The organism is Phaeobacter italicus, assembly GCF_001258055.1.
Taxonomy (GTDB): domain Bacteria; phylum Pseudomonadota; class Alphaproteobacteria; order Rhodobacterales; family Rhodobacteraceae; genus Phaeobacter; species Phaeobacter italicus.
On sequence record NZ_CVRM01000031.1, the window covers coordinates 145,244 to 169,610 of the forward strand.

The 24,367-nt window shown below is 58.8% G+C and carries 23 protein-coding genes; 15 read left to right on the forward strand and 8 right to left on the reverse strand.

From position 1 onward, the window contains the following. The first annotated feature begins 8 nt into the window (after window positions 1-8). The 9 genes from sdhC (at window position 9) to NIT7645_RS12060 (ending at window position 8,245) form a co-directional block, all read left to right on the forward strand. Entirely contained in the window at window positions 9-392 is a 384-nt protein-coding gene (gene sdhC, locus NIT7645_RS12025) for a succinate dehydrogenase, cytochrome b556 subunit (RefSeq protein WP_008563151.1), read from the forward strand. 10 nt (window positions 393-402) lie between these two features. Continuing rightward, window positions 403-774, forward strand: a complete 372-nt coding sequence (gene sdhD, locus NIT7645_RS12030; protein ID WP_008560830.1) for a succinate dehydrogenase, hydrophobic membrane anchor protein — start codon at window positions 403-405, stop codon at window positions 772-774. Between the two features lie 26 nt (window positions 775-800). Then, window positions 801-2,609: a succinate dehydrogenase flavoprotein subunit gene (sdhA, locus tag NIT7645_RS12035; RefSeq protein ID WP_037302975.1), complete on the forward strand. Its 1,809-nt coding sequence runs from the start codon at window positions 801-803 to the stop codon at window positions 2,607-2,609. 84 nt (window positions 2,610-2,693) lie between these two features. After that, window positions 2,694-3,593 (forward strand): hypothetical protein, encoded by a 900-nt coding sequence (locus NIT7645_RS12040; protein WP_008559267.1) that lies wholly within the window; start codon window positions 2,694-2,696, stop codon window positions 3,591-3,593. 150 nt (window positions 3,594-3,743) lie between these two features. Then, window positions 3,744-4,523 carry a succinate dehydrogenase iron-sulfur subunit gene (locus tag NIT7645_RS12045; RefSeq protein WP_008559389.1) on the forward strand — a complete coding sequence of 260 codons (780 nt, stop codon included), beginning with the start codon at window positions 3,744-3,746 and terminating at the stop codon, window positions 4,521-4,523. A gap of 99 nt (window positions 4,524-4,622) precedes the next feature. Next, entirely contained in the window at window positions 4,623-5,333 is a 711-nt protein-coding gene (locus NIT7645_RS12050; RefSeq protein ID WP_008559815.1) for a ZIP family metal transporter, read from the forward strand. A 115-nt stretch (window positions 5,334-5,448) separates the two neighbouring features. After that, on the forward strand, window positions 5,449-5,625 hold the full coding sequence (locus tag NIT7645_RS19540) for a hypothetical protein (RefSeq protein ID WP_008560263.1): 177 nt from the start codon (window positions 5,449-5,451) through the stop codon (window positions 5,623-5,625). Window positions 5,626-6,091: 466 nt separating this feature from the next. Beyond that, window positions 6,092-7,273 (forward strand): type III PLP-dependent enzyme, encoded by a 1,182-nt coding sequence (locus NIT7645_RS12055; RefSeq protein ID WP_037302568.1) that lies wholly within the window; start codon window positions 6,092-6,094, stop codon window positions 7,271-7,273. A 96-nt stretch (window positions 7,274-7,369) separates the two neighbouring features. Further along, complete coding sequence (locus tag NIT7645_RS12060; protein WP_008561084.1) at window positions 7,370-8,245, forward strand: urea carboxylase-associated family protein; 876 nt, start codon at window positions 7,370-7,372, stop codon at window positions 8,243-8,245. A 55-nt stretch (window positions 8,246-8,300) separates the two neighbouring features. Here the strand turns inward: NIT7645_RS12060 and deoD are convergent, their stop codons facing one another. The 3 genes from deoD to NIT7645_RS12075 form a co-directional block, all read right to left on the reverse strand. After that, complete coding sequence (deoD, locus tag NIT7645_RS12065; protein ID WP_008561578.1) at window positions 8,301-9,005, reverse strand: purine-nucleoside phosphorylase; 705 nt, start codon at window positions 9,003-9,005, stop codon at window positions 8,301-8,303. A gap of 23 nt (window positions 9,006-9,028) precedes the next feature. After that, a complete protein-coding gene (locus NIT7645_RS12070; protein ID WP_008561338.1) occupies window positions 9,029-9,346 on the reverse strand; it encodes an H-NS histone family protein in 318 nt (105 codons plus the stop codon). Window positions 9,347-9,466: 120 nt separating this feature from the next. Next, a complete protein-coding gene (locus NIT7645_RS12075; protein ID WP_008562889.1) occupies window positions 9,467-11,434 on the reverse strand; it encodes an ethylmalonyl-CoA mutase in 1,968 nt (655 codons plus the stop codon). A 219-nt stretch (window positions 11,435-11,653) separates the two neighbouring features. Between NIT7645_RS12075 and NIT7645_RS12080 the strand changes: the two genes are divergently transcribed. The 6 genes from NIT7645_RS12080 (at window position 11,654) to NIT7645_RS12105 (ending at window position 18,651) form a co-directional block, all read left to right on the forward strand. Continuing rightward, the gene (locus NIT7645_RS12080) at window positions 11,654-13,045 is read left to right on the forward strand and encodes a 1-acyl-sn-glycerol-3-phosphate acyltransferase (RefSeq protein WP_037302567.1); all 1,392 of its coding nucleotides are present in this window, start codon (window positions 11,654-11,656) and stop codon (window positions 13,043-13,045) included. 163 nt (window positions 13,046-13,208) lie between these two features. Continuing rightward, window positions 13,209-14,489 (forward strand): crotonyl-CoA carboxylase/reductase, encoded by a 1,281-nt coding sequence (gene ccrA, locus NIT7645_RS12085; protein WP_008558906.1) that lies wholly within the window; start codon window positions 13,209-13,211, stop codon window positions 14,487-14,489. A 348-nt stretch (window positions 14,490-14,837) separates the two neighbouring features. Beyond that, window positions 14,838-15,557, forward strand: coding sequence for a helix-turn-helix transcriptional regulator (locus tag NIT7645_RS12090; RefSeq protein ID WP_008562241.1), 720 nt, complete (start codon window positions 14,838-14,840; stop codon window positions 15,555-15,557). A 93-nt stretch (window positions 15,558-15,650) separates the two neighbouring features. After that, on the forward strand, window positions 15,651-16,292 hold the full coding sequence (locus NIT7645_RS12095) for an acyl-homoserine-lactone synthase (RefSeq protein ID WP_008561817.1): 642 nt from the start codon (window positions 15,651-15,653) through the stop codon (window positions 16,290-16,292). A gap of 68 nt (window positions 16,293-16,360) precedes the next feature. Further along, window positions 16,361-17,899 (forward strand): ATP-dependent DNA helicase, encoded by a 1,539-nt coding sequence (locus NIT7645_RS12100; protein WP_008561392.1) that lies wholly within the window; start codon window positions 16,361-16,363, stop codon window positions 17,897-17,899. Next, window positions 17,896-18,651 (forward strand): SDR family oxidoreductase, encoded by a 756-nt coding sequence (locus NIT7645_RS12105; protein ID WP_008561860.1) that lies wholly within the window; start codon window positions 17,896-17,898, stop codon window positions 18,649-18,651. Before NIT7645_RS12100 ends, NIT7645_RS12105 begins: the two co-directional genes overlap by 4 nt. 4 nt (window positions 18,652-18,655) lie before the next feature. Here the strand turns inward: NIT7645_RS12105 and NIT7645_RS12110 are convergent, their stop codons facing one another. The 5 genes from NIT7645_RS12110 to NIT7645_RS12130 form a co-directional block, all read right to left on the reverse strand. Then, complete coding sequence (locus NIT7645_RS12110; protein WP_008562760.1) at window positions 18,656-19,492, reverse strand: TIGR02186 family protein; 837 nt, start codon at window positions 19,490-19,492, stop codon at window positions 18,656-18,658. 1 nt (window position 19,493) lies between these two features. After that, window positions 19,494-20,417 (reverse strand): sulfite exporter TauE/SafE family protein, encoded by a 924-nt coding sequence (locus tag NIT7645_RS12115; RefSeq protein WP_008559789.1) that lies wholly within the window; start codon window positions 20,415-20,417, stop codon window positions 19,494-19,496. 212 nt (window positions 20,418-20,629) lie between these two features. Next, a complete protein-coding gene (locus tag NIT7645_RS12120) occupies window positions 20,630-21,595 on the reverse strand; it encodes an ABC transporter permease (protein WP_008562104.1) in 966 nt (321 codons plus the stop codon). After that, window positions 21,595-22,689 carry an ABC transporter permease gene (locus NIT7645_RS12125; protein ID WP_037302566.1) on the reverse strand — a complete coding sequence of 365 codons (1,095 nt, stop codon included), beginning with the start codon at window positions 22,687-22,689 and terminating at the stop codon, window positions 21,595-21,597. The genes NIT7645_RS12120 and NIT7645_RS12125 overlap by 1 nt, the downstream gene beginning before the upstream one ends. Beyond that, window positions 22,690-24,219 carry an ABC transporter ATP-binding protein gene (locus tag NIT7645_RS12130; RefSeq protein ID WP_008558928.1) on the reverse strand — a complete coding sequence of 510 codons (1,530 nt, stop codon included), beginning with the start codon at window positions 24,217-24,219 and terminating at the stop codon, window positions 22,690-22,692. Window positions 24,220-24,367 lie beyond the last annotated feature (148 nt).

Here is a 24,367-nt window from a genome sequence, read left to right on the forward strand (position 1 = left end):
GAGCCAACATGGCCGATGTAAATCGGGGCAATCGCCCGCTTTCGCCACACTTGCAAATCTACCGCCCTCAGCTGACGTCTGCTTCGTCGATCTTTGTGCGGGCAACAGGTATCGCGATTTTCTTCCTCATGCTGCTTGCTGTCTGGTGGTTGCTTGCCGCCGCGACCTCCGAAGCGGCATTCGGGTTCATCGACGGCCTGCTTCGCGGCTGGCTGGGCGATATCATCCTGCTCGGCGCGACATGGTCGATTTGGTACCTGATGCTTGGCCGTCTGCGCCACGTCATCTGGGATTTCGGTCACTGCCTTGATGTTGAGACATCTGAGAAGATGGGCCAGGGCATGTTCATCGCGGCGACGGCGCTGACCGTTTTCACCGCGATTGTGTTGTAAGGAGCAAGGGATGCAGTATCTGACAGACCGCAAACGCGCTCAGGGGCTTGGATCTGGCCGCACTGGCACGAAAACCCACTGGAATGCGATTGTCACCTCGACGCTCTTGGTGCCCGCTGTTCCGGTGTTCGTCTTTACCGTTGGTGCAGGGCTGGGCGGAACCTACGAAGAGGTTCTGGCCTATTTCTCCCGTCCGGTTCCCGCAATTCTCACCGCGCTGAGCATGATCGTGATCGTGCTGCACACACTGCACGAAGTGCGTGAGGCGATTGAGGACTACATGCACGGCGTGTCCGAGCGGATGGCAACGATCGCCGCGACCGCGTTTGCATATTCTTTGATTGCTGCGGGGCTGCTCGCCCTGATCAAGCTGGCCCTCTGAGCTCTGCGCGCAAAAGGAAACTGATGATGACAGCAGCATATGAATACGAAACCCACGACTACGACGTTGTTGTTGTAGGCGCAGGTGGCGCGGGTCTGCGCGCGACGCTGGGGATGGCGGAACAGGGTCTGCGCACGGCCTGTGTGACCAAGGTCTTCCCGACCCGTTCCCACACGGTTGCAGCGCAGGGCGGTATCGCCGCGTCGCTGGCCAACATGGGCCCCGACCACTGGCAGTGGCACATGTATGACACCGTCAAAGGCTCCGACTGGCTGGGCGACACCGACGCAATGGAATACCTCGCACGTGAGGCGCCCAAGGCGGTTTACGAGCTGGAGCACTACGGCGTGCCGTTCTCGCGTACCGAGGAAGGCAAGATCTATCAGCGCCCGTTCGGCGGCCACACCACCGAGTTCGGCGAAGGCCCCGCAGTGCAGCGCACCTGTGCCGCTGCTGACCGGACCGGCCACGCCATCCTGCACACGCTGTATGGCCAGTCGCTGAAGAACAACGCCGAGTTCTACATCGAGTATTTCGCCATCGACCTGATCATGTCCGAAGACGGGCAATGCCAGGGCGTTGTCTGCTGGAAGCTCGATGACGGCACCATGCATGTCTTCAATGCCAAGATGGTGGTGCTGGCGACCGGCGGCTACGGCCGCGCCTATTTCTCTGCCACATCGGCGCATACCTGCACCGGCGACGGCGGCGGCATGGTGGCGCGTGCGGGCCTGGCGCTTCAGGACATGGAATTCGTGCAATTCCACCCAACTGGCATCTACGGCTCGGGCTGTCTGATCACGGAAGGTGCGCGTGGCGAGGGTGGTTACCTGACCAACTCCGAAGGCGAACGCTTCATGGAGCGCTATGCGCCCCAGTACAAGGATCTGGCGCCGCGCGATTACGTCAGCCGCTCCATGACAATGGAGATCCGCGAAGGTCGCGGCGTGGGCGAGCACGGGGACCATATTCACCTGAACCTGAGCCACCTGCCGGCCGAAGCACTGGCAGAGCGTCTGCCGGGTATTTCGGAAAGCGCCAAGATCTTTGCCGGTGTTGACGTGACCAAAGAACCGATCCCGGTTCTGCCCACCGTGCACTACAACATGGGCGGCATTCCGACCAACTATTGGGGCGAAGTGCTGAACCCGACGGCAGAGGATCCCAACGCAGTTGTTCCGGGTCTGATGGCCGTGGGTGAAGCAGGCTGTGCCTCGGTGCATGGCGCCAACCGCCTTGGCTCCAACTCGCTGATCGATCTCGTGGTGTTTGGCCGCGCGGCTGCGATCCGTGCGGGCAAGGTTGTTGATCCGAACAGCCCCAACCCCGAGCTCAATCAGGCTCAGGTCGACAAGGCGTTTGGCCGGTTCGACACACTGCGCCACGCCAAGGGTGCGATCCCGACTGCAGATCTGCGTCTGGAAATGCAGCGCACCATGCAGAGCGACGCTGCCGTCTTCCGGACCTCCGAAACCATGGCAGAGGGCGTCGAGAAGATGACCGCGATTGCGGCCAAGATGGACGATCTGGCCGTGACCGACCGGTCTCTGGTCTGGAACTCTGACCTGATGGAAACGCTGGAGCTGACCAACCTGATGCCCAATGCGCTGGCCACGATCGTTGGCGCTGAGGCACGCAAGGAAAGCCGGGGTGCCCACGCGCATGAGGACTTCACCACCCGTGACGACGAAAACTGGCGCGTCCACACCGTCAGCCGGATTGAAGGCAACAAGGTTGATCTGACCTATCGCCCGGTGATCCTCGACCCGCTGACCACCGAAGCAGAAGGTGGCATCAGCGAGGCGAAGATCGCACCTAAGGCACGGACCTTCTAAGACCGTGCTGCGATGTGCCCCGGCATACCCTTACTGCATCAGCTCCCGTTTTCGGGGGCTGATCGCGCACGGGCGGGGCCTCGCATGATGACGGTTGCGGATAGTCCGACCCGCATGGTTTCACCTGCACAGTGGCCGCTTGGCAGCTGGCAGCCTGATACGGTGCTGCGCATGTTCGGCATGCGTCGATGCGGAAACCACGCGGTTGCGAACTGGCTGCAGCGCAATGCCCCCAAGGGGCAGGCGTTGTTTTTCAACAACTGCAAGGCAGCGCGCATGCCGTTTGCGCACCATCATGGCGTGGAAAAAAACGGGCAGCGGGTTTCGCGTCAGGACAGTAGCGATTTATCTGTGCTTGGCGCCCGAATGGGGCAGGGCGGTTTGATGCTGATGTCTTATGAAGACGTCGTTCCATCGGATCACTGTCTGTCGCGCCCTGTGTCCGGAGAGCTGGATGAAACCCTGATTTCAGCAGATGTCATCCTGCTGCGCGGCTTTCTGAACTGGTCGGCGTCTCTGGTGAAGAAGCTGCAGCGCAACCCGGATTTCTCGCTGGCACATCGCAGCGGTGTGGTGATGCGTGCCATCGACAGCTACCGCAAGATGCTTGACCTCGCAGCCGAGGCCGATGCGCTCGCCCTTGTGGTCATCGACTACGACCAATGGGTGAAAGACGAGGCTTACCGCGCGGCGTGTCTTGGCCGACTGGGGCTGTTGGTAAGGGACAATTCGCTGGGGGTGGTCCAGAGCTACGGTGGCGGGTCATCTTTTGACGAACAGGCCTCTGGCAGTGCCTTTGGCCTTCGGACTGACCAGCGCTGGCAGCGCATGATGGATGACGGCGAATATCTGGCGATCCTGCACCTTGCCGCCCGTGACGAGGCGCTGATGCGGGGGCTTTCTCGCAGGTATCCCGATGATGCTGCGCGTCTCGCGGGGCTGACGCATCACAAGCTGATCCCGGCAGAGGGGCTGTTGCAATGACCTTCAGCACATATGCATTTTCGGACCTTCGGGCCGACACACTGACTGACCTTCGTTCCGGCTTGGCTGCCGGGGCGGGTACACCGATCTCCTGCCGTCGCAGCGCGTGCCGCCTGCGTCTGGTGGGCAGCTAAGCAAGGAGAACGATCTATGGTCGAATTCGCACTTCCGAAAAATTCCAAGATCACCACGGGTAAAACCTGGCCCAAGCCCGAAGGCGCAACCAATGTGCGCAAGTTCAGCATCTACCGCTGGAACCCGGACGATGGGAAAAACCCGCGTGTGGATACCTATTTCGTCGATATGGACAAATGCGGCCCGATGGTTCTGGACGCGCTGATCAAGATCAAGAACGAGATTGATCCGACCCTGACCTTCCGTCGGTCCTGTCGGGAAGGCATCTGTGGATCCTGTGCGATGAACATCGATGGGATCAACACGCTGGCCTGTATCTATGGTCTTGATGAGATCAAGGGCGATGTCAAAATCTACCCGCTGCCGCACATGCCGGTGGTGAAAGACCTGATCCCGGACCTCACCCATTTCTACGCGCAGCATGCCTCGATCATGCCGTGGCTGGAAACCAAGACCAACCGCCCGGCGAAAGAATGGAAGCAGTCCATCGAGGACCGCAAGAAGCTGGACGGGCTGTATGAGTGCGTGATGTGCGCGTCCTGCTCTACCTCCTGCCCCTCCTACTGGTGGAATGGCGATCGCTATCTCGGGCCGGCCGCGCTGCTGCACGCCTATCGTTGGATCATCGACAGCCGCGATGAGGCGACGGGCGAACGTCTGGATGAGCTGGAAGATCCCTTCAAGCTGTATCGCTGCCATACCATCATGAACTGCGCCAAGACCTGCCCCAAAGGTCTGAACCCGGCGAAGGCGATTTCGCACATCAAGCAAATGATGGTTGATCGCGCGGTCTGATCGTATCTGCACAGAATGACATAACGCCGCCTGCCGATCGCAGGCGGCGTTTTTGTTTGTGCCGGTTGCCACCGCGCTTTTGTCTGCTAACGTTCCGGAATGTCGCCACTTCTTACTGCTATTCTGCTGGCTGGTCTGGCTGGGCTTTCGATGCCACTTGGCGGGCTGCTTGCCCGTTGGGAGCACATCAGCGACGCACGTCTGCGCGATGGCGTATTGCATGCGATTACGGCATTTGGCGGCGGTGCCCTGCTCTCTGCTGTGGCACTGGTTTTGGTGCCTCACGGGGCAGAGGCCCTCTCACCACTGGTGGCTCTATCCCTTTTGGCAGCAGGCGGGCTGGTCTTTGCCTGGGTCGACACCACGCTGAACCGGATCGGTGGCAGTGGCGCCTTGCTTTTGGCGATGGTACTGGATTTCCTCCCTGAGGCGATGGCCTTGGGGGCAATGCTGGTCAGTCAAAGCAGCACGGCAATATTGCTGGCGGTCATGATCTTTCTTCAGAACCTTCCAGAGGGCTTTGCGGCCTTTCGCGACATGTGGCAGCGGGACAGATCTGCGCTGCAGGTTTTGATGGTCTTTGTCGGCCTTGCAGCACTGGGGCCTTTTTGTGCCATCGCAGGTCTGGTCTGGCTTGCGGATATGCCGGATGTGCTTGGTGGAATCATGATCTTTGCAGCCGGTGGAATTCTCTATCTGCTGTTTCAGGATGTCGCGCCCAAGGCCCATGCTGACCGTGCCAGCTGGCCAGCTCTTGGTGGTGTGGCGGGGTTTGCCCTTGGCCTCGCGGGAGAGTTGATGCTGGGGTAGGGGCTTGGGTTGCGCCCTGCGCATGACGGTTTTGCCAAGGTGGCTGCTGCAGACGGGTGAAGGCGGGTCTAAATTGGGGGCAGGGAAGAGATAACCCCTGCATAGGACCGAACAGATGACCCAATCCCTCCTGCCGCAAGCCGCCAATTCCACCGAGGCCCCGAAGCCAACCGTTGCCGCCGAAGCGCTGGCTCATCTTGAGCAAGCCTGGGCTTATTACACCCCCGAAACCGTTGCGCCGGTCCGCGATGAAGACACAGATGGGGTGGTCGACTATTTCGCTGCCGCATAACAAAATAGGCTGGTTGCAGCTGATTTGACCGCACTTTAGATAGGCGACATGCCCATCCTTATTCTCATTCTGCTTGTTGGCGTCATGGGGTATTTCCTTTGGCGCCACAATACGTCCTCCCTTAGTCGGGACTGCCGCTGGCGGCAGGAAAGGTCGGCGGGACAGTGGCGTTGCGCGTCCTGTGGTGCGGTGCAGGCTGGTGACGACAATCCTCGCGTGTGTTTGAAACCGCAGAAAAAAGCCTGAGCCCTGCAAAATGCGCATGGCTGAAATCTGATCAAATTCAGCCATAAAAATAAGGGGGTTCCACGTAAAAAAACACTTGATCGACTCGTGCGTTTGATGGATATGGCGCACAGACGCCAACGCACGCGCCTCTGTCCCAAGGGTTATCCCCCATGGTTACGTAGCGACGGTAACGTCTCTGATTGAAGTGAGCGGTCATAGATGGCCGGGTCTTTTGGAGATGACCATGAACGCAAACGTAACCGGGCAACTTGCCCGTCAAGATGCTATTGTCCCCGTTTCTCGCCACCTGTCCTACATCGCACAGACCGCGTTTGAACGCCCGACACTGGTTGTTGACAGCCAAGCTGTTGCCCGGCAATACGCCGCACTCGCGCAAGGCCTCGGCCGCGCCCGCATCCACTATGCCGTCAAGGCCAACCCGGCTCCGCAGATCCTGCGCCGGTTGACCCGCATGGGTGCCAATTTCGATGCTGCCAGCCGCGCCGAGATCGAGCTGTGTCTCGCGGCTGGTGCAAAACCTGCACAGATCACCTTTGGCAACACCATCAAGCGACCCGCAGACATTGCTTTTGCCCATGAGATCGGGATCACCCATTTTGCGGCCGATGCAACAGCCGAGCTGGAAAAGCTGGCTCAGCACGCCCCGGGCGCGCATGTGTGTATTCGTCTGCTGGTAGAGGCAACTGGCGCCGACTGGCCGCTGAGCCGGAAATTTGGCTGCTCCGCCGCAATGGCGCTGAGCCTGATGGACGAGGCTCGTGATCTTGGACTGGAGGTCTCTGGCCTGTCCTTCCACGTGGGCTCGCAAACTCGCGAACCTCAGATGTGGGCTGATACGCTTGATCAGGTTGCCGCGGTTTGGAAAGCCGCAAAAGACGCTGGTCATGGCCTGCGCCTGCTGAACATTGGTGGCGGTTTCCCGGCCAGCTATGGCACCGAGGTGATGGCACCCAACCAATATGCCCGCGAAGTGATGGAACTGGTCAACGCCCGTTTTCCGGATGCGGCCGAGATCATGGCAGAGCCGGGTCGTGGCCTGGTTGCTGAGGCGGGCGCGATTGCTGCCGAAGTTCTGCTGGTGTCGCGCAAGGACGCGGATGACCTGCATCGTTGGGTCTATCTCGATATTGGCAAGTTCTCTGGCCTTGCCGAAACCATGGACGAAGCGATCCGTTACAGGATCACCACAGACCATGGTGAGGCGCAGACTGGCCCCTGCATTTTGGCCGGACCGTCCTGCGACAGTGCCGATGTGCTGTACGAAAAACAGCTGTACCAACTGCCGCTGGCTCTGAAAGCTGGAGATCGTGTGGTGATCCACGCGTGCGGCGCCTACACCAGCACCTATTCGACCGTTGGCTTCAACGGCTTCCCCCCGCTGGATGTTGTGGTCATCTGATTGTGACTGTTCCCGATGGTCGCTTTGGGAACAATCACTTGTCTCTGGTGGCATCTGAGGATTTGATGGGCGCAAACAACAGGAAGGTTTGCGCCCATGTCTCAACACACCCAGCCCGTCTCAGCGGCTGAGGCGCCAGCAGACGCGGCAGAGCGCCGCGCGGTTAAACCCGTGATCTGCTATCCCAACGAAACACTCCCGAAACCGGATCTGGACCTGTATCAGGCGGCCCGAAGCGGTGCCGTGAAAACCGGGGAAGTTCTGGTTCAGCCGCGTGATGCGGCATGTTTCACTGTCCAGGCAGGACATTTTTTCCGGATTTCATCCGTCGAGGGATCCCAAGTAGGTGATCTGAACCTCTGGAACTTGAATGACCTGAGTGAGCGGTTTTTCTCGGGCAAAACCCGTGCCCTGCATGGAACCCATGTGACACGTGGGGAGCGTCTGTGGAGCAGTCTTCCATATCTGCGCCCGATGGCCACGATTACTGAGGATACGCTGGGGTGGTACGGGATCGACAGTTACGGTGGATCTGTCCACGATGTGATCGGCACCCGGTGTGATCCCTATACCGGTAATCTGCTGTCCGGGGATGACTATCACTATTGCTGTCATTCAAATCTGACGCGGGCGCTGGCGGATCATCTGGGAATCCCTCTGGCCGAGGCAGAGCCCCATGTCCACGATGTGTTGAACGTTTTCATGTGTACCGGCTTTACCCGTGACACTGGCCAATATTTCATGAAGGCGAGCCCGGTCAGACCCGGCGATTATCTGGAGTTCTTTGCAGAGATTGATCTGCTTGGCGCGCTGAGCGCCTGCCCTGGTGGGGACTGCGGGTCGGAGCACACAAGCGATACAGCCCCGTGCCACCCCCTGTTGGTTGAGACCTTTGCCCCCAAGGAAGGTGCGTTGGCGGGGTGGGAGCCCCCAGCCCAAAACGGATATGACCGTAGCCACGGGCGCGGGTGAACGAAAAAAGGCAGCGCTGGACGCTGCCTTTTTGATCGCTGAGAGGTCAGCCTAATCAGGCAAAAGCCGCCTCAAGGGCGATTTCGACCATATCGCCAAAGCTGCGCTCGCGTTGATCAGAGGGCAGGGCCTCGCCCGTTTGCAGATGGTCCGAGACGGTCAGCACGGCCAGGGCGCGGCAGTCGTAACGGGCTGCGAGAGTGTAAAGCTCGGCTGCCTCCATTTCGACGCCCAGAATGCCATGACGTACCATCTGTTCATTCAGATCGGGGCGCTCGTCATAGAAAACATCGGAGGAGTAGATCCCGCCGACGTGCGGAGCCAAATCGCGGCTGGCTGCAGCATTTGCAGCGGCCTGGAGAAGTGACCAGTCTGCACAGGGGGCGAAGTTCACCTCCTTGAAAATGCCACGGGACGGCGTGCTGAGGGTTGTGGCTGTCATCGCGAGGATGACATCCCTGATTTTGACCTTTTCCTGCATGCCACCACAGGATCCGATACGGATCAGCGTTTTGGCGCCATAGTCGCGGATCAGCTCATTCACATAGATGGAAAGCGACGGCATACCCATGCCGCTGCCCTGAATGGTTACAGGGTGGCCATTCCAGGTTCCGGTGAAACCCAGCATGCCGCGCACTTCATTGACGAGCCGGACATCTTTCAGAAAGGTTTCAGCAGCCCATTTCGCGCGATATGGGTCACCAGGAAGCAGGACAGTTTCCGCAATTTCGCCTTTTTCGGCTCCAATATGGACGGTCATTTCGTAGCTCTCAGTATTCGAAATCAGATTTCGAGATCGGAAATATCGACACCTGCGGTCAGTGCGGCGTGCACCCAATGGGGTTTGCGGCCACGGCCAGTCCAGGTTTCTTCCGGGTTCTGTGGATTGCGGTATTTCGGCGCCGCTTTGTTCTTTTTGGTTGCTGCGCGACCGTTGCCAGCGATTTCTTCAAGCGAGAAACCATATTTCGCTGCAGCTTCCTCAGCCGCTTTCAGGGCTTCGATACGCTCACGTTGTTCAGCATCCTTGAGGGCCTTTTCAACAGCGCCTTGCAATTCCAATAGCTCTTTGCGCGACATCGCGGTCAAGTCAAAGGACATAATGTTTCTCCATAAATGGTCACTCCTCGCCCAGAACGAGAAGTGATCGAATTATGGCTTTTTTTCCAGACCTGTTTCAGCCAGAAAATTGCATTGATTATTGCAATTTGCGGAAATTCGCTAAGCGGACACGGTTTTGGGTTGTTTTGCCAGCTGAACGATATCCCCCATGATTGCGTTCAGTTCGAAATCCTTGGGCGTGTAAATGCGCGCGACCCCCATTTTGCGGAGCTTTTCTGCATCGTCATCAGGAATGATTCCCCCGACAATTACGGGAATATGGGTAAGCCCTGCCTTTTCCATCCGGATCATCAGATCTTCGACCAGGGGAATATGGCTCCCCGAGAGGATGGACAGGCCGACAACATGTGCATCGTCGGCCAAGGCCGAAGCGACCAGTTCCTCTGGGGTCATGCGTATACCGTCATACGTAATATCCATTCCGCAGTCGCGTGCCCGCGATGCGATCTGTTCAGCGCCGTTTGAATGACCGTCGAGACCGGGCTTGCCGATAAGGAATTTCAACCGCCGCCCCAGTTGGTCACTGACGGCGTTAACTTCGTTTCGCAAATCGTCCAACCCGTCCGTCCGATTGGAGACTGATGTCGACACACCGGTTGGCCCGCGGTAGGTGCCATAGGCCTTTCGCATTTCTTCGGCCCATTCACCGGTGGTGACGCCGGCCTTCGCGGCGGCAATCGAAGGTTCCATGATGTTCGTGCCATCACGGGCCGCAGTGCGCAGAGCTGCGAGTGCTGACTGTACCGCGTCATTGTCACGCGCGCCGCGCCAGGCGTTCAGGCGGCTGATCTGTTCCTGTTCCACCGCCGGGTCGACAACCATGATGCCACCGTCCTCGGTCTGCAGTGGTGAGGGCTCGCCCTCTGTCCATTTGTTGACGCCGACCACCACTGTCTCGTTCTTCTCGATCCGGTTCAGGCGCTCGGCATTGGAGTCAACCAGACGGCCTTTCATATATTCAATCGACGCCACCGCGCCGCCCATGGATTCCAGGTTGGCGAGCTCGGCGCGGGCGCCTTCCTTCAGCTCTTCCACCTTGGCGTCCACTGCCGGGTTGCCGTCGAACAGGTCGCCGTATTCCAGCAGGTCGGTCTCATAGGCCAGGATCTGTTGCATCCGCATCGACCATTGCTGGTCCCAGGGGCGGGGCAGGCCAAGCGCCTCGTTCCAGGCGGGCAGCTGCACCGCGCGGGCGCGGGCCTTTTTCGACAGCGTCACCGCCAGCATCTCGATCAGGATGCGGTAGACGTTGTTTTCCGGTTGCTGTTCGGTCAGCCCAAGCGAGTTCACCTGCACGCCATAGCGGAAGCGACGGAACTTGGGGTCGGCAACGCCATAGCGTTTCTCGCAGATTTCATCCCACAGATCGACAAAGGCGCGCATCTTGCACATTTCGGTCACGAACCGGATGCCTGCGTTCACGAAGAAGGAAATGCGGCCGACCATTGCCGGGAAATCCTCTGGCGCGATACGCGGCTTCAGCTCATCCAGCACCGCCTGCGCGGTCGCCAGGGCAAAGGCCAGTTCCTGCTCCGGCGTCGCGCCGGCCTCCTGCAGGTGGTAGGAGCAGACGTTCATCGGGTTCCACTTGGGCACGTTGGTGTAGCAGTACTCTGCCACATCCGCGATCATCTTGAGGCTGGGTTTGGGTGGGCAGACATATGTGCCGCGGCTCAGATATTCTTTGATCAGGTCGTTCTGCACAGTGCCCTGCAGTTTCGACACATCCGCGCCCTGTTCCTCAGCCACCGCAATGTACAGCGCCAGCAACCATGGGGCGGTGGCGTTGATTGTCATTGAGGTGTTCATCTGCTCCAGCGGGATTTCATTGAACAGGGTCCGCATGTCGCCGAGATGGCACACCGGCACGCCAACCTTGCCCACTTCGCCGCGGGCCAGCACGTGATCGCTGTCATAGCCGGTCTGGGTCGGCAGGTCGAAGGCGACCGAAAGGCCGGTCTGCCCCTTGGCCAGGTTGGCGCGGTAAAGCGCGTTGGATGCCGATGCCGTGGAATGGCCGGCATAGGTGCGGATCAGCCAGGGGCGGTCTTTTTGCATCTGCGGCATGTTCAGGCTCCGTCAAGCATATGGGTAATAATATTTCTCTGATCAGATCTAGATCGTAATTTTAGACCCTTGTCAATTCGCTGCATTGCGGCATGGTGCGTCACAGCTTGTTTCCTGTTCCCATTTCTTGTGGTCACAAGTCGGGAAGCAGCTGGCGCGCAGTGCCGGGGCGGACGCAATTGCCTTGTGTTGCAGCCTAAGCTGGGCGACTGTCCTCGCATGACGCAGACGGTGGAACTTCCGCTTTGGCTTTTTGTGCTGATCTTGCTGTTTGCAGCGGTCACATTTGCGTCGCACTTCCTGTTCCCATCGGTGCGGTGGTTTTTTCGGCGTAGGCTGGAGAGGGCCGTGGTGCGGTTGAACCGGCGGTTGCAGCGGCCGATCCAGCCATTCAAGTTGGCGCGCCGATACGACATGATCCAGCGGTTGATCTACGATCCGCAAGTGGCCCAAGCGATGGCAGACCATGCCAAGGCAAATGGCATCCCGGAAAATGTCGCCTTTGAAGAAGCCCGGCGATATGCCCGTGAAATCGTCCCATCGTTTTCAGCCGTGGCTTATTTCAGCATCGCGATTCGCCTCGCGCGATTTCTGTCGAACGCCTTGTTTCGGGTGAGGCTGACCCATCTGGACAAGCAGGCGGTGGATGGCATCGATCCAGAGGCGACAGTGGTCTATGTGATGAACCACAGGTCCAACATGGACTACGTGTTGATCACCTACCTCGCAGCGGATCACTCTGCGCTGTCCTATGCCGTGGGGGAATGGGCGCGTGTCTGGCCGCTGTCCCGGCTGATCCGAGCGATGGGCGCGTATTTCATTCGCAGGCGCTCGCGTAATGATCTCTACCGCAGGGTTTTGGCGACCTATGTTCGGCTGGCAACCCAGAACGGGGTCACCCAGGCCATGTTTCCGGAGGGCGGATTGAGCCTGGATGGCGCGCTGGCTGAACCGAAGGTGGGATTGCTTAAGTACATAGTCGACGGCCAGCTGGAAGAGGGAGAAGAGGGCCGTGATGTGGTTTTCGTTCCCGTCGCGCTCAACTACGACAGGGTTTTGGAGGACAAGATCCTGACGTCTGCGGCGCGTGCGGGGGACCGCCGGTTCAGAGCACGCATTCATGTAGTCGCGATCCGAATTCTGCGGCAGTTATGGTTGTGGATCACAGGCCGCTACAAGCGTTTTGGCTATGCTGCCGTGAGCTTTGGCCGTCCGCTGAGCATGCGTGACTTTGCCCTCGGGCGGGCGGAGGCGAACTCCCCGACAGATCTGGCGATTGAGTTGATGAACCGCATCGGAGAGGCGGTCCCAGTGTTGCCCGTACCTCTGGTGGCCTCGGCCATTGCGAACTTCGCGGAGAAAGGCGAGAGCGTCAGCAGGTCCGCGGTCGATCACGCAGTGAGCGATCTACTGGCTCGCATGCCCTCAGCCCATGTGCATACCCCCAGAGATAACCGCAGCTACGCTGTAGAAGTTGGGCTGCGTCAGTTGGTGGATCATGGCGTTCTGGAAGAGCTGCGCGGGACCTACAAGGTCAAAGAGACGCAACGTGACATGCTGGCCTTCTATGCCAATTCCATTGCCCACCTCATCCGGGAAGAGCAAGCATGACGGGCTGAAATGCTGCGTGTGCAAAATATCACGCTGCGTTCGCTCGGTTATAAAATTACCCAATGGGCATAATTTGTGTTGCAATGTTGCTTAGTGGATTTTATCCCCTAGGTAGCAGCTGCGATTCTGCATCGCGGCAACAGCGGATGAAAAGGAGGCCAGCATGGCTTTGGACACGCAAAACGGCGCTCTCACCTACGAGGCCCCTGAGAAAGAGCTTTACGAGATCGGTGAAATCCCTCCGATGGGATATGTGCCCAAGAAGATGTACGCTTGGGCAATCCGTCAAGAACGCCACGGCACACCAGACACTGCGATGGTTCAGGAAGTCGTCGATGTGCCGGAGCTGGACAGCCACGAAGTACTGGTTCTCGTGATGGCTGCCGGGGTCAACTACAACGGCGTTTGGGCGGCCTTGGGCAAACCGATTTCTCCGTTCGACGGCCACAAAGCCCCGTATCATATCGCTGGGTCTGATGCCTCTGGCATCGTCTGGGCCGTCGGGTCCAAAGTCACCCGCTGGAAAGTGGGCGATGAGGTGGTCATCCATTGCAACCAGGACGATGGCGACGACGAGGAATGCAATGGCGGCGACCCGATGTATTCCCCCAGCCAGCGCATCTGGGGCTACGAAACCCCCGATGGCTCCTTTGCGCAGTTCACCAATGTGCAGGCCCAGCAGCTGATGCCGCGCCCTAAGCACCTGACCTGGGAAGAAAGCGCCTGCTACACGCTGACGCTGGCCACTGCCTACCGGATGCTGTTCGGCCATGAGCCGCACGACCTGAAGCCGGGCCAGAACGTTCTGGTCTGGGGTGCTTCGGGTGGCCTTGGATCCTATGCGATTCAGCTGATCAACACGGCTGGCGCCAACGCCATCGGCGTGATCTCGGACGAAAGCAAGCGTGACTTTGTCATGGGGCTGGGTGCCAAGGGTGTTCTGAACCGCAAGGACTTCAACTGCTGGGGTCAGCTGCCGACAGTGAACACGCCGGAATATGCCGAGTGGTTCAAAGAGGCGCGCAAGTTCGGCAAGGCGATCTGGGACATCACCGGCAAGGGCAACAATGTCGACATGGTGTTCGAACACCCTGGCGAAAGCACCTTCCCCGTTTCGACCTTCGTGGTGAAAAAGGGTGGTATGGTCGTGATCTGCGCCGGGACCACCGGTTACAATCTGACCTTTGACGTGCGTTACATGTGGATGCACCAGAAACGCCTGCAGGGTTCGCATTTTGCCCACCTCAAGCAGGCCGCCGCAGCGAACAAACTTATGTGCGAGCGTCGTCTCGATCCCTGCATGTCCGAGGTGTTCACGTGGAAAGACCTGCCTGAGGCGCACATGAAGATGCTGCGCAACGAGCATCTCCCGGGCAACATGTCGGTGCTGGTTCAGGCCCCGAAAACGGGGCTGCGGACACTGGAAGACGTCTTGGAAAGCTAATCCCGGTTGAGGCGATCCCGTCGCCTCTCCCGCTTTGCAAACAGTGTTGCCACGGGTTGCCATGCGCAATCTGTGGCATTTCCTTTCGGTGCGCCGAGAAATGCCGCTCTATTGCAGGCAGAATGGCGTTTCTGACAAGAGATGGTACTTTGGTCGTAGGAGGGTGGCGCAGATTGGTATGTTTTGGTCTAAGTGTGCTGAAAGGCTCTGGTTTTTCATGCCGAAGCTGACCTGTTGCCGCCGCGGAAGGACTCCTGGCCCTACTTTAAGTCCCGCAACTCTTCTAGAATGAGGGTGTGAGATTCTACGCCGCTGATTGGTGGCCCAAAATGAGAACGCAGAAACCTGATGGCACCCAAAGTTAACCTGGATTTCATTCTTGAGATGCTGGACGCAGCCTCCACTGTGGATGGTCTGCGCGAGATTGTTGAGCGGGTCTGCGAGAGTTTTGGCGTGGATCATGCTATGTACCACTGGGTCGATAGTGCTGGCGATCACTATTACTTCGGCACCTACAAGGATGAGTGGGTCGCGCGATATCAGGAAAAATCCTATGTCCGCGTCGATCCAGTCATCATCGGCTGCTACCAGAGATTTCACCCGGTGGATTGGCGTCGGCTTGATTGGTCTTCAAAACCCGCGCGCGAGTTCATGCAGGATGCCCGTGACCACGATGTCGGGAACCAAGGCTATTCTATCCCGATCCGTGGGCCAAAGGGTCAGTTTGCCCTGTTCACGGTCAGCAACAATTGTGATGACGCGACCTGGGACAATTTTATCGAACGCCACAGTCGTGACCTGATCCTGATGGGCCACTATCTGAACCGCAAGGTGCTGGAATTCGAACCAGACCGCGGGCCTGGTCAGGTTCAACCCCTGTCGCCGCGCGAAATTGATGCGTTGACCCTGCTGGCAATGGGATACAGCCGGGCGCAGGTGGCGCAGACGCTGTCGATTTCCGAGCATACATTGCGTGTCTATATCGAGAGCGCGCGTTTCAAACTTGGCGCAATCAACACCACACACGCGATTGCGCGGGCGCTAAGTCTGGGTCTGATTATCATCTAGACCGGTGTGCTGGTTAACTTTTATTAACCTTATAGTTGAAATCCCGTAATGGGCGTAACCTTGTCTCACTTTTCTATTAAAAGGGGACTAGTTATGCTTCGTTACGTCTATGCGCACGACCTGCCACGCCATCCGAAACTCGCTCAATCCATGTTTCAGGACCGCGCCGATCAGTTCAAAACCCGGTTGGGGTGGGATGTCGATGTCGATGACGCGGGAGAAGAGCGCGACTCTTATGATGCGCTCGACCCGCTTTATGTGATTTGGGAAAATTCGAACGGAACCCACGGTGGATCGATGCGGTTTTTGCCATCAACCGGCCCAATCATGGTAAACGATGTATTCCCACAGCTGACTGGCAATCAGCCGATCTGCAGTCCGTTGATTTGGGAATGTACCCGTTTTTGTCTATCGCGAGAGAGCAGCGGCAACGTGGCTGGTGCGTTGACGTTGGGTGGCCTTGAGATCATGCGCAATTTCAACATCGCCCATTTCGCCGGTGTTTTTGACCGACGAATGGTCCGCATCTACCGGTCGCTTGGGTTCAGCCCCGAGGTTGTCGGCACAATGGGGCAGGGCCGCGACAGAATTTGCCTGGGGCTTTGGGACTATTCGCTGGAGGCCTACCAACGTGTGGCTCTGCGTGCGGGTTTGACCACCGAACTCTCGACCCTGTGGTTTGATCTGTCCTTTGGCGGGATCGGGATGCCGGGCCCGGTCGCGATGGTTGGCTAAGCGTAAAGAGCAGTGGTTGGGGGGCGTCAGCTCTGGTGCAGACGCCCCCGCAACTGTAGGGTCGCGCCATGAACGCGACACCCATTCAATTCTCCGACGATCAGGCCGTTGCCTTTGATCGGGTCAGTGCGCTCCTGCATGATGCAGGGGTCGATCTTGAAGACGACCTGCTTCATCCACCGCGCGGGGATGGCGGGGCCATGGCCGTGATCGGCAAGGCGGGCTCCGGTAAGACCCTGCTTTTGGCCGAACTGTACAAGGCGTTGGAAAATGCCGGGGTTGATGTCGTTTCGGGCGACTATGAAAGTCGCAAAAAAAGCGAAGACCGGCGCACCCTTGCCATCCTTGCACCAACCAACAAGGCCGCGAGTGTTCTGCGGCTCAGGGGAGTGCCCGCGACCACCATCCACCGCATTCTCTATACGCCGGTCTATGACCCGGAGTACGAAAAAATCGCGGAATGGCTGGCCGGAACCGGGGACCAGCCGGAGATAGAAGGTCTGACCGAGGAAGCACTGGAGCGGGCCAAGGCGTTCTATGAAAAGAACAAATCCATTCCGGGCGCGTTGGCTGCTGCGGGCTTGCGTGGCTCAGATTTTATCACAGGCTGGAAACGCAGGGACGAGCCACTGGATATCGGCTTCATCGACGAAGCCTCGATGCTGGATGACCGGCAGTTTCAGGATTTGAAGGAGATCTTTCCGACACTGTTGTTGTTTGGAGATCCCGCGCAGCTCGCGCCGGTCAACCAATCCGGGGCTATGGTTTTTGAAACACTGCCGGACGACCGAAAGTTGGTTTTGAACCGCATCCACCGGCAGGAGGCGGGCAACCCCATTCTTGATCTCGCACATGCGCTGGCTGACCCGCAGCTGGGCTTTGAGGATTTCGAACGCATGGTCGAGGATCTGTCGCGCCAGGATGAGCGTGTGGTCTGGGGGCAGCGGGTTGAGGTGGATCTGATGGCGCGGTCGCCTGTTCTGGTTTGGCGCAACAATACGCGGATCCGGCTGATCAATGCCTTTCGCGCAGTGCACGGCGCGCCAGAAGACAGCCTGTTGGCAGGTGAGCCGCTGATCTGCGACGGAATTGAGCTGCCAATGAAGCATCGCAAAAAACGTCTGGATCTTGAGGCTCGTGGCCTCATCAAAGGGGCGCAGGTGATCTATCTCGGTCCAGGTCGCAAACCGGGATTTTCTCGACTGCATGTGATGGGGGCCGAAGATCCGCAGGTCTCTGCGGCGTCCATCGTCAAGATTGAAAAACCGGACGAGGAAGAGCCCTTTATCCCATTTGCTGCGAGGATGGGCGCGGCCTTTCTGCACGGCGCTGCGGTCACGATCCACAAGGCACAAGGCTCGCAGTGGCCGACTGCGCAGGTCTTTGCCCCCGATATCTACGCCGCGGCGCGGATGGGGCGGGTCGAGGCAGGTCAACCCTTGTGGAAGCGGCTCGCATATGTGGCGATCACACGCGCGCAGGAGCGGCTGATCTGGGTGGTCCGCAACCGTTTGGCAAAGCCCACCGGACCGTTGCAGGTCGATGACCTGCGGGCGGTTCCGGCCGGTGCGCTGACGTTGGAGATGCAAGAGGAAAGCGCAGAATGACGACCGTATCGGGATCCAAGGGGAGCATTCTTATCACCGGCGCAAGCTCAGGCATTGGCCGTGCGGTGGCAGAAGAGTTCCTGAACGAGGGATGGCAGGTCGGGCTGCTGGCCCGTAGAGCAGACAAGCTGGAAGAGATTGCGGCAGGCCATTCCAATGCGCATGTTCTGCCTGCGGACGTGACAGATGTTGCCGCTGTCGATGCGGCATTCGCCCGGTTCGTCGAAAAAACTGGACGGATCGACGTCTTGTTCAACAATGCGGGGATTTTCACACCTCCGGGCACGATTGATGAAATCCCGCTGGAGGATTGGTTCGCCTCTGTGAATGTGAACCTCAATGGAATGTTTCTGGCCGCTCGGGCCGCATTTCGTCAGATGCGTCAGCAATCACCTGGCGGCGGCCGGATCATCAACAACGGTTCTATCGCGGCCTATGTTCCGCGCCCCAACTCTGCGCCTTACGCAGCGACCAAGGCCGCCATTACCGGCCTGACCAGGAGCTTGTCTCTGGATGGCCGCCCGTTTGACATCGCTTGCGGACAGATTGACATCGGCAATGCCAGCACACCGATGGTGGACGATCTGGCGAGGCGCCATGCCGAGGCCAATCCGGACGCAGAGCCGATGCACAGTTTCGATGTTGCGGATGCTGCGCGGTCGGTCCTGCACATGGCCAAGCTGCCGCTGGAAGCCAACGTGCAGTTCATGACGGTGATGGCAACAAAGATGCCCTATATCGGGCGGGGCTGACGGATCAGCTGTTGCGCAGCAATCTGAACGCGGCCGAAGCCCCCCAGCCGGCGGCGATTGCAATGGCCAGTGACATCAGACCGTAAAGAAACGGCTGTTCGCGCGACATGGAGTAGAGAAAACGCTCCAACCCGACCTTATCAACGTCAATGGTCGTCTCGTATTGCGCGACAACCTCGCCGCCACGCGTCAGGTAAATTCGCGTGCGATAGGCCCCTTCTGTCAGATTGGCAGGCATGTCGATTGCGGTGCGGAACAGGGTTTCTTCGTCCACTGCGACGGTGTTTTCCCGCAGCGAGTAGAGATCATCCTGGGTCCGGATACGGATGACCGCTTCGGCAAAATCCTGGGCGCCGCGAATATGCATGCCGGCCCCGACTGAGCGAATAGCCCGCTCGATTGAGACGCGATAGCGCAGATCCTCGGTATCTGTCAGGACATCCGAGAATGGCGCGCTTGTGGCGATGGCATAAAAGCTGGGGGCCGAGTCCACCAGCACGCTGTCGGTGTTAACCCAGATGCCGAGCTTTTTTTCCTTGCGCCGAACCATGACAGGTGAGGCAGGGCCAGACACTGCCACGACCACTTGCAGCGGCGCGCCGGTCGGAATTGGCGTTTCACGTTTGACGGCGCCAAAGACGAGGATTTCGGAGCCATCAAAGGTTGCGGTGATCGCCACCCGGTCCTTGCTGAGACCAAGCACAACCTCTTCGCCGGTCGAGCCGGATTTGTTCTGAGCGGCCAGCGGCGCTGCAAGAGTGAAAGAGGCCAATGTCACCGCTGCAATCAGGTGATGCTTTGCGTTGTTCAGAACATTACAGAGACGGGAGCTGCGGGCCATTTCAGTGCCCCCCTTCGCTGCCGAGCGAGTACAGGTCGGATGGCATCAGCAAGAGGTCGAGACCAAGTTTGATGCAAACGGCCAGAACCATGATCGCAAGCAGAATGCGCAGTTGTTCTGCCTTGAGATAGACGCCGATCCGCGTCCCGATTTGCGCGCCGATCACGCCCCCGATCAGCAGAAGGACCGCGAGAACGATATCAACCGTGTAGTTCGTGGTGGCGTGGAGCATCGTCGTAAAGGCGGTCACCAGGATGATCTGGAACAACGACGTGCCCACGACAACTTTGGTCGGCATGCCGAGGATATAGATCATTGCGGGCACCATGATGAAACCGCCGCCGACACCCATGATCGCGGCAAGGATACCGACGCAGACCCCAACAAGGATCGGTGGAATCACAGAGATATAAAGCCCGGAGGTGCGGAACCGCATCTTGAACGGCAGCGCGTGAACCCAGCCCCGTTGACGACGTGCAGCTGGTGCCGTGCCGCCGGCCTTTTTTGATTTGCGGATGGCGTTCAGGCTTTCGATGAACATCAAGGCGCCAACAACGCCGAGGAACACGACATAGCACAGTTTGACCAGCAGATCGACTTGGCCAAGCGCCTTGAGGTAGTTGAAGACCACCACGCCGAGCGCCGCGCCTATCAAGCCGCCCACCTGCAGGACCAACCCCATCTTGATGTCGACAGTTCGTCTTCGGAAATGTGCGAGGACACCGGAAAAGGACGACGCGACGATCTGGTTTGCCTCGGTTGCGACAGCGACCGCAGGGGGGATGCCGATAAAGAACAGAAGCGGTGTCATCAGAAAACCGCCGCCCACGCCAAACATGCCGGAGAGGATTCCGACCATGCCGCCAAGGCCCAAGAGCAAGAACGCGTTGACCGAAACTTCGGCGATGGGGAGATAGATCTGCATACCTGTGTTAGAGCGCAGGCCCAGACCAAAATCAACTGCCGATGCCGCTGCGCAGAAAACAGGACTGACTAACAGGAAAAAACTGGACCTATGTGCCGCCTCATCGCCTGCGTTGCAGGCAGGGAAGGCGCGGATAGCTGGTAGTCAAAAGAAAACGCCCGGACGATGCCGGGCGTTTTGACGCGATTGGAGACATGGGCTCGCACCCGGTCTCAGCGTTCCTTCACATAGGGTTCGCCACCTGCCTTGGGTGGGATTGCCTTGCCGACAAAACCGGCGAGGATCACGACGGTCAGGATGTAAGGCAGGGCGTCCATGAACTGCACCGGGATCACGATCGAACCCAGCTCGATGTTCTGGAACCGCAGGGCCACCGCCTGCAACAGGCCAAACAGCAGACAGGCACCAAGCGCGTGCCAAGGGCGCCACTTGGCAAAGATCAGGGCAGCCAGTGCGATAAAGCCACGGCCAGCGGTCATGTCCTTCACGAACCCTGCCTGCAGCGCTGTGGCAAGATATGCGCCAGCGATACCGCAGAGCAGGCCGCAGATCATCACGGCTGCATAGCGCAGGCCCACCACGGAAACGCCTGCTGTATCGACCGCTGCGGGGTTTTCGCCCACGGCGCGCAGGCGCAGACCAAAGCGGGTGCCAAACAGGATCCAAGCAGTCGCAGGGACGGCGAGGAAGGCGAGATAGACCAGAATGGAATGCCCCGACAGCAGCTCGCTGTAGATCGGGCCAAGAACTGGAACCCCTTCGACAGCGTTGGCAAAGGGCAGGGTGATCGGTTCAAACCGCCCCCCTGAGATCAGCGAGGGTGTGCGCCCGCCCTGCTGGAACCAGTCCTGTGCGATCAAGACTGTCATACCCGCAGCAAGGAAATTGATCGCAACGCCCGAGATCAGCTGATTGCCTCGGAAGGTGATGGAGGCAAGCCCGTGCAGGCCAGCCAGAACCAGCGAAGAGGCAATGCCGGCCAGAAGCCCAAGCCATACGTTGCCAGTGGTCGCAGCCACAGCGGCTGAGAAAAACGCAGCCATCAGCATTTTGCCTTCAAGGCCGATGTCAAAGATGCCGGCACGTTCAGAGAACAGACCAGCCAAACAGGCCAGAAGCAGCGGCGTTGCCAGACGGACGGTGCTGTCCAGCACTTGGATCAGAGTCAGAAAATCCATCATGCTTTCTCCCGACGCAGTGCAAGGAACGCCTTTTCAAGCGGTACGCGAACCATGTTGTCCAGCGCACCCGTGAACAGGATCACGAGAGCCTGAATGACGACGATGAGTTCGCGCGGAATGGAGGTCCACAGCGCGAGTTCGGCACCACCCTGATAAAGGAAACCAAAGAGGATCGCGGCCAGGAACACGCCAAAGGGATGGCTGCGGCCCATCAAGGCAACCGCAATCCCGATAAAGCCCGCACCCTCGGTGGAATTCAGAACCAGGCGCTCTGCCTCACCCATCACGTTGTTGGTGGCCATCATGCCAGCGAGACCACCAGAGATCAGCATCGCAATCATGGTGATCTTGACCGGCGAGATGCCGGCATAAAGCGCGCCGGGTTCAGAGTTGCCGTAGGCGCGGATTTCGTAGCCGAGCTTGGTGCGCCAGATCAGCAGCCAAACTGCAAAGCAGGCAACGATCGCCAGCACAAAGCTGACGTTGGCTGGTGCAGATTTAGAGAATGCGATCCCAAGAGGGGCCAGAAGTTCATGCAGCGACGGCAGGTGCACCGCTTCGGGGAAGCGAGCAGTTGCCGGATCCATAGAGCCCACGGGACGCAGAAGGTTCACCAGCACATAGTTCAACACCGCAGCAGCGATGAAATTGAACATGATGGTAGTGATAACGATGTGGCTGCCGCGCTTTGCTTGCAGATAGGCCGGAATGGCGGCCCATGCTGCACCGAACAGGGCTGCACCAAGGCTGGCAAAGATCAGCGCCAGCGACCAGTGGGGCCAAGGAATGTAGAGGCAGACGAGTGCCACACCCAGACCGCCAAGCATCGCTTGACCTTCGCCACCGATGTTGAACAGGCGGGCGTGGAACGCGACAGAGACCGCAAGGCCCGTGAACAGGAAGTTTGTGGCATAATAGAGCGTGTAGCCCCAGCCATAGGTCGACCCCAGCGCGCCGGACACCATGAGTTTGACGGCGGCGATCGGGTCTTCGCCAATGCCCAGGATCACCAGGGCAGACAGAAGTGCGGCCAGGATGAGGCTGATCAGCGGGATCAGCACCACGTCGGCCCATTTAGGCATCTTATCCATTTACGCGGCCTCCCCCGCGACACCGGCCATCAACAGGCCGAGCTCTTTCTCATCGGTCTGATCGGCCGGGCGCTCGCCCATGATCATCCCGTCAAACATCACAGCAACCCGGTCGGACAGAGACAGGATCTCTTCCAGTTCCACAGACACCAGCAGGACAGCTTTGCCCTGGTCGCGGAGTTCCACGATTTGCTTGTGAATGAATTCAATCGCGCCGATGTCGACACCACGCGTTGGCTGACCAATCAGCAAAAGGTCAGGGTTGCGTTCGATCTCGCGCGCAACGACGATCTTTTGCTGGTTGCCACCAGAGAAGTTCTTGGCCGCCAACCACGGGTCTGGCGGGCGTACGTCGAATTTCTCCATCTTGGCCTCGGTGTCAGCGCGCAGGGCCGCGTTGTTCATCAACAGCCCGCTTTGGTATTCCGAAGCATGGTGATAGCCGAAGGCCACGTTTTCCCAGGCGTGGAAATCCATGATGAGACCTTCACGCTGGCGGTCTTCGGGGACGTGGGCCACATGAGAGGCCCGTCGCGCCCGTGCATCAGATCCTTTGCCGGACAGCGGGAGAGGGTTGCCATTCAGACGGATGGTTCCCTGGCCTTCACGCATGCCACCCAGAACCTCAAGCAGTTCAGACTGGCCGTTCCCGGCAACACCGGCAATACCAACGATTTCGCCTGCCCGGACGGTCAGGTTCAGGTTTTTGACGCGGGCCACTCCGGCCTCGTCGACCACATTGAGGTTCTCGATCTCAAGGATAGGCTTGCCGGGGGCTGCGGGCACTTTGTCCACGCGTAGGAGAACCTTGCGGCCAACCATCAGCTCGGCGAGATGTTCGGGGTTGGTTTCGGCGGTTTTGACCGTCGCAGTCATCTGACCGCGGCGCATCACCGACACCGTGTCGGTGTATTCCATGATCTCACGCAGCTTGTGCGTGATCAGGATGATGGTTTTGCCTTCAGCCCGCAGACGATCCAGAATCCGGAACAGCTGGTCTGCCTCAGAAGGTGTCAGAACCCCGGTGGGTTCGTCGAGAATGAGGATATCTGCCTGCCGGTACAGCGCCTTGAGGATTTCAACACGCTGCTGCATGCCGACGCCGATTTCGTCGATGCGGGCGTCTGGATCGACGTTCAGTTCATATTCGCGTGCCAGCTCCTGCAGGGTTTTGCGGGCTTTGCTCAGCGAGGGTTTCAACAGCCCACCGTCCTCTGCGCCGAGGATGATGTTCTCAAGAACCGTAAAGTTTTCGACCAGTTTGAAGTGCTGGAACACCATGCCGATACCGGCAGCAATCGCCGCCTGACTGTCCGGGATCTCTGTCCGTTTCCCGTGAATCCAGATCTCTCCCTTATCGGCTTTGTAAAAGCCATAAAGGATGCTCATCAACGTTGATTTGCCAGCACCGTTCTCGCCGATGATCCCGTGAATCGTGCCGGGGGAAACACGGATCGAGATGTCCTTGTTGGCCTGTACCGGGCCAAAGGCCTTGGAGATGCCTTTTAGTTCAATTGCTGGTGCCGTCATTCGGGCTCCCCTTTCCATCCTGGTGCAACCGACAGGCCCCACCAGTCACATGTGACTGGTTAACTTGTGCAAGTTTTCGCAACCTAGGAAAAACCAAACCCGGAGGCAGTCGTGGCACCGCCTCCGGGCAATTTGAAACCCCCGGACA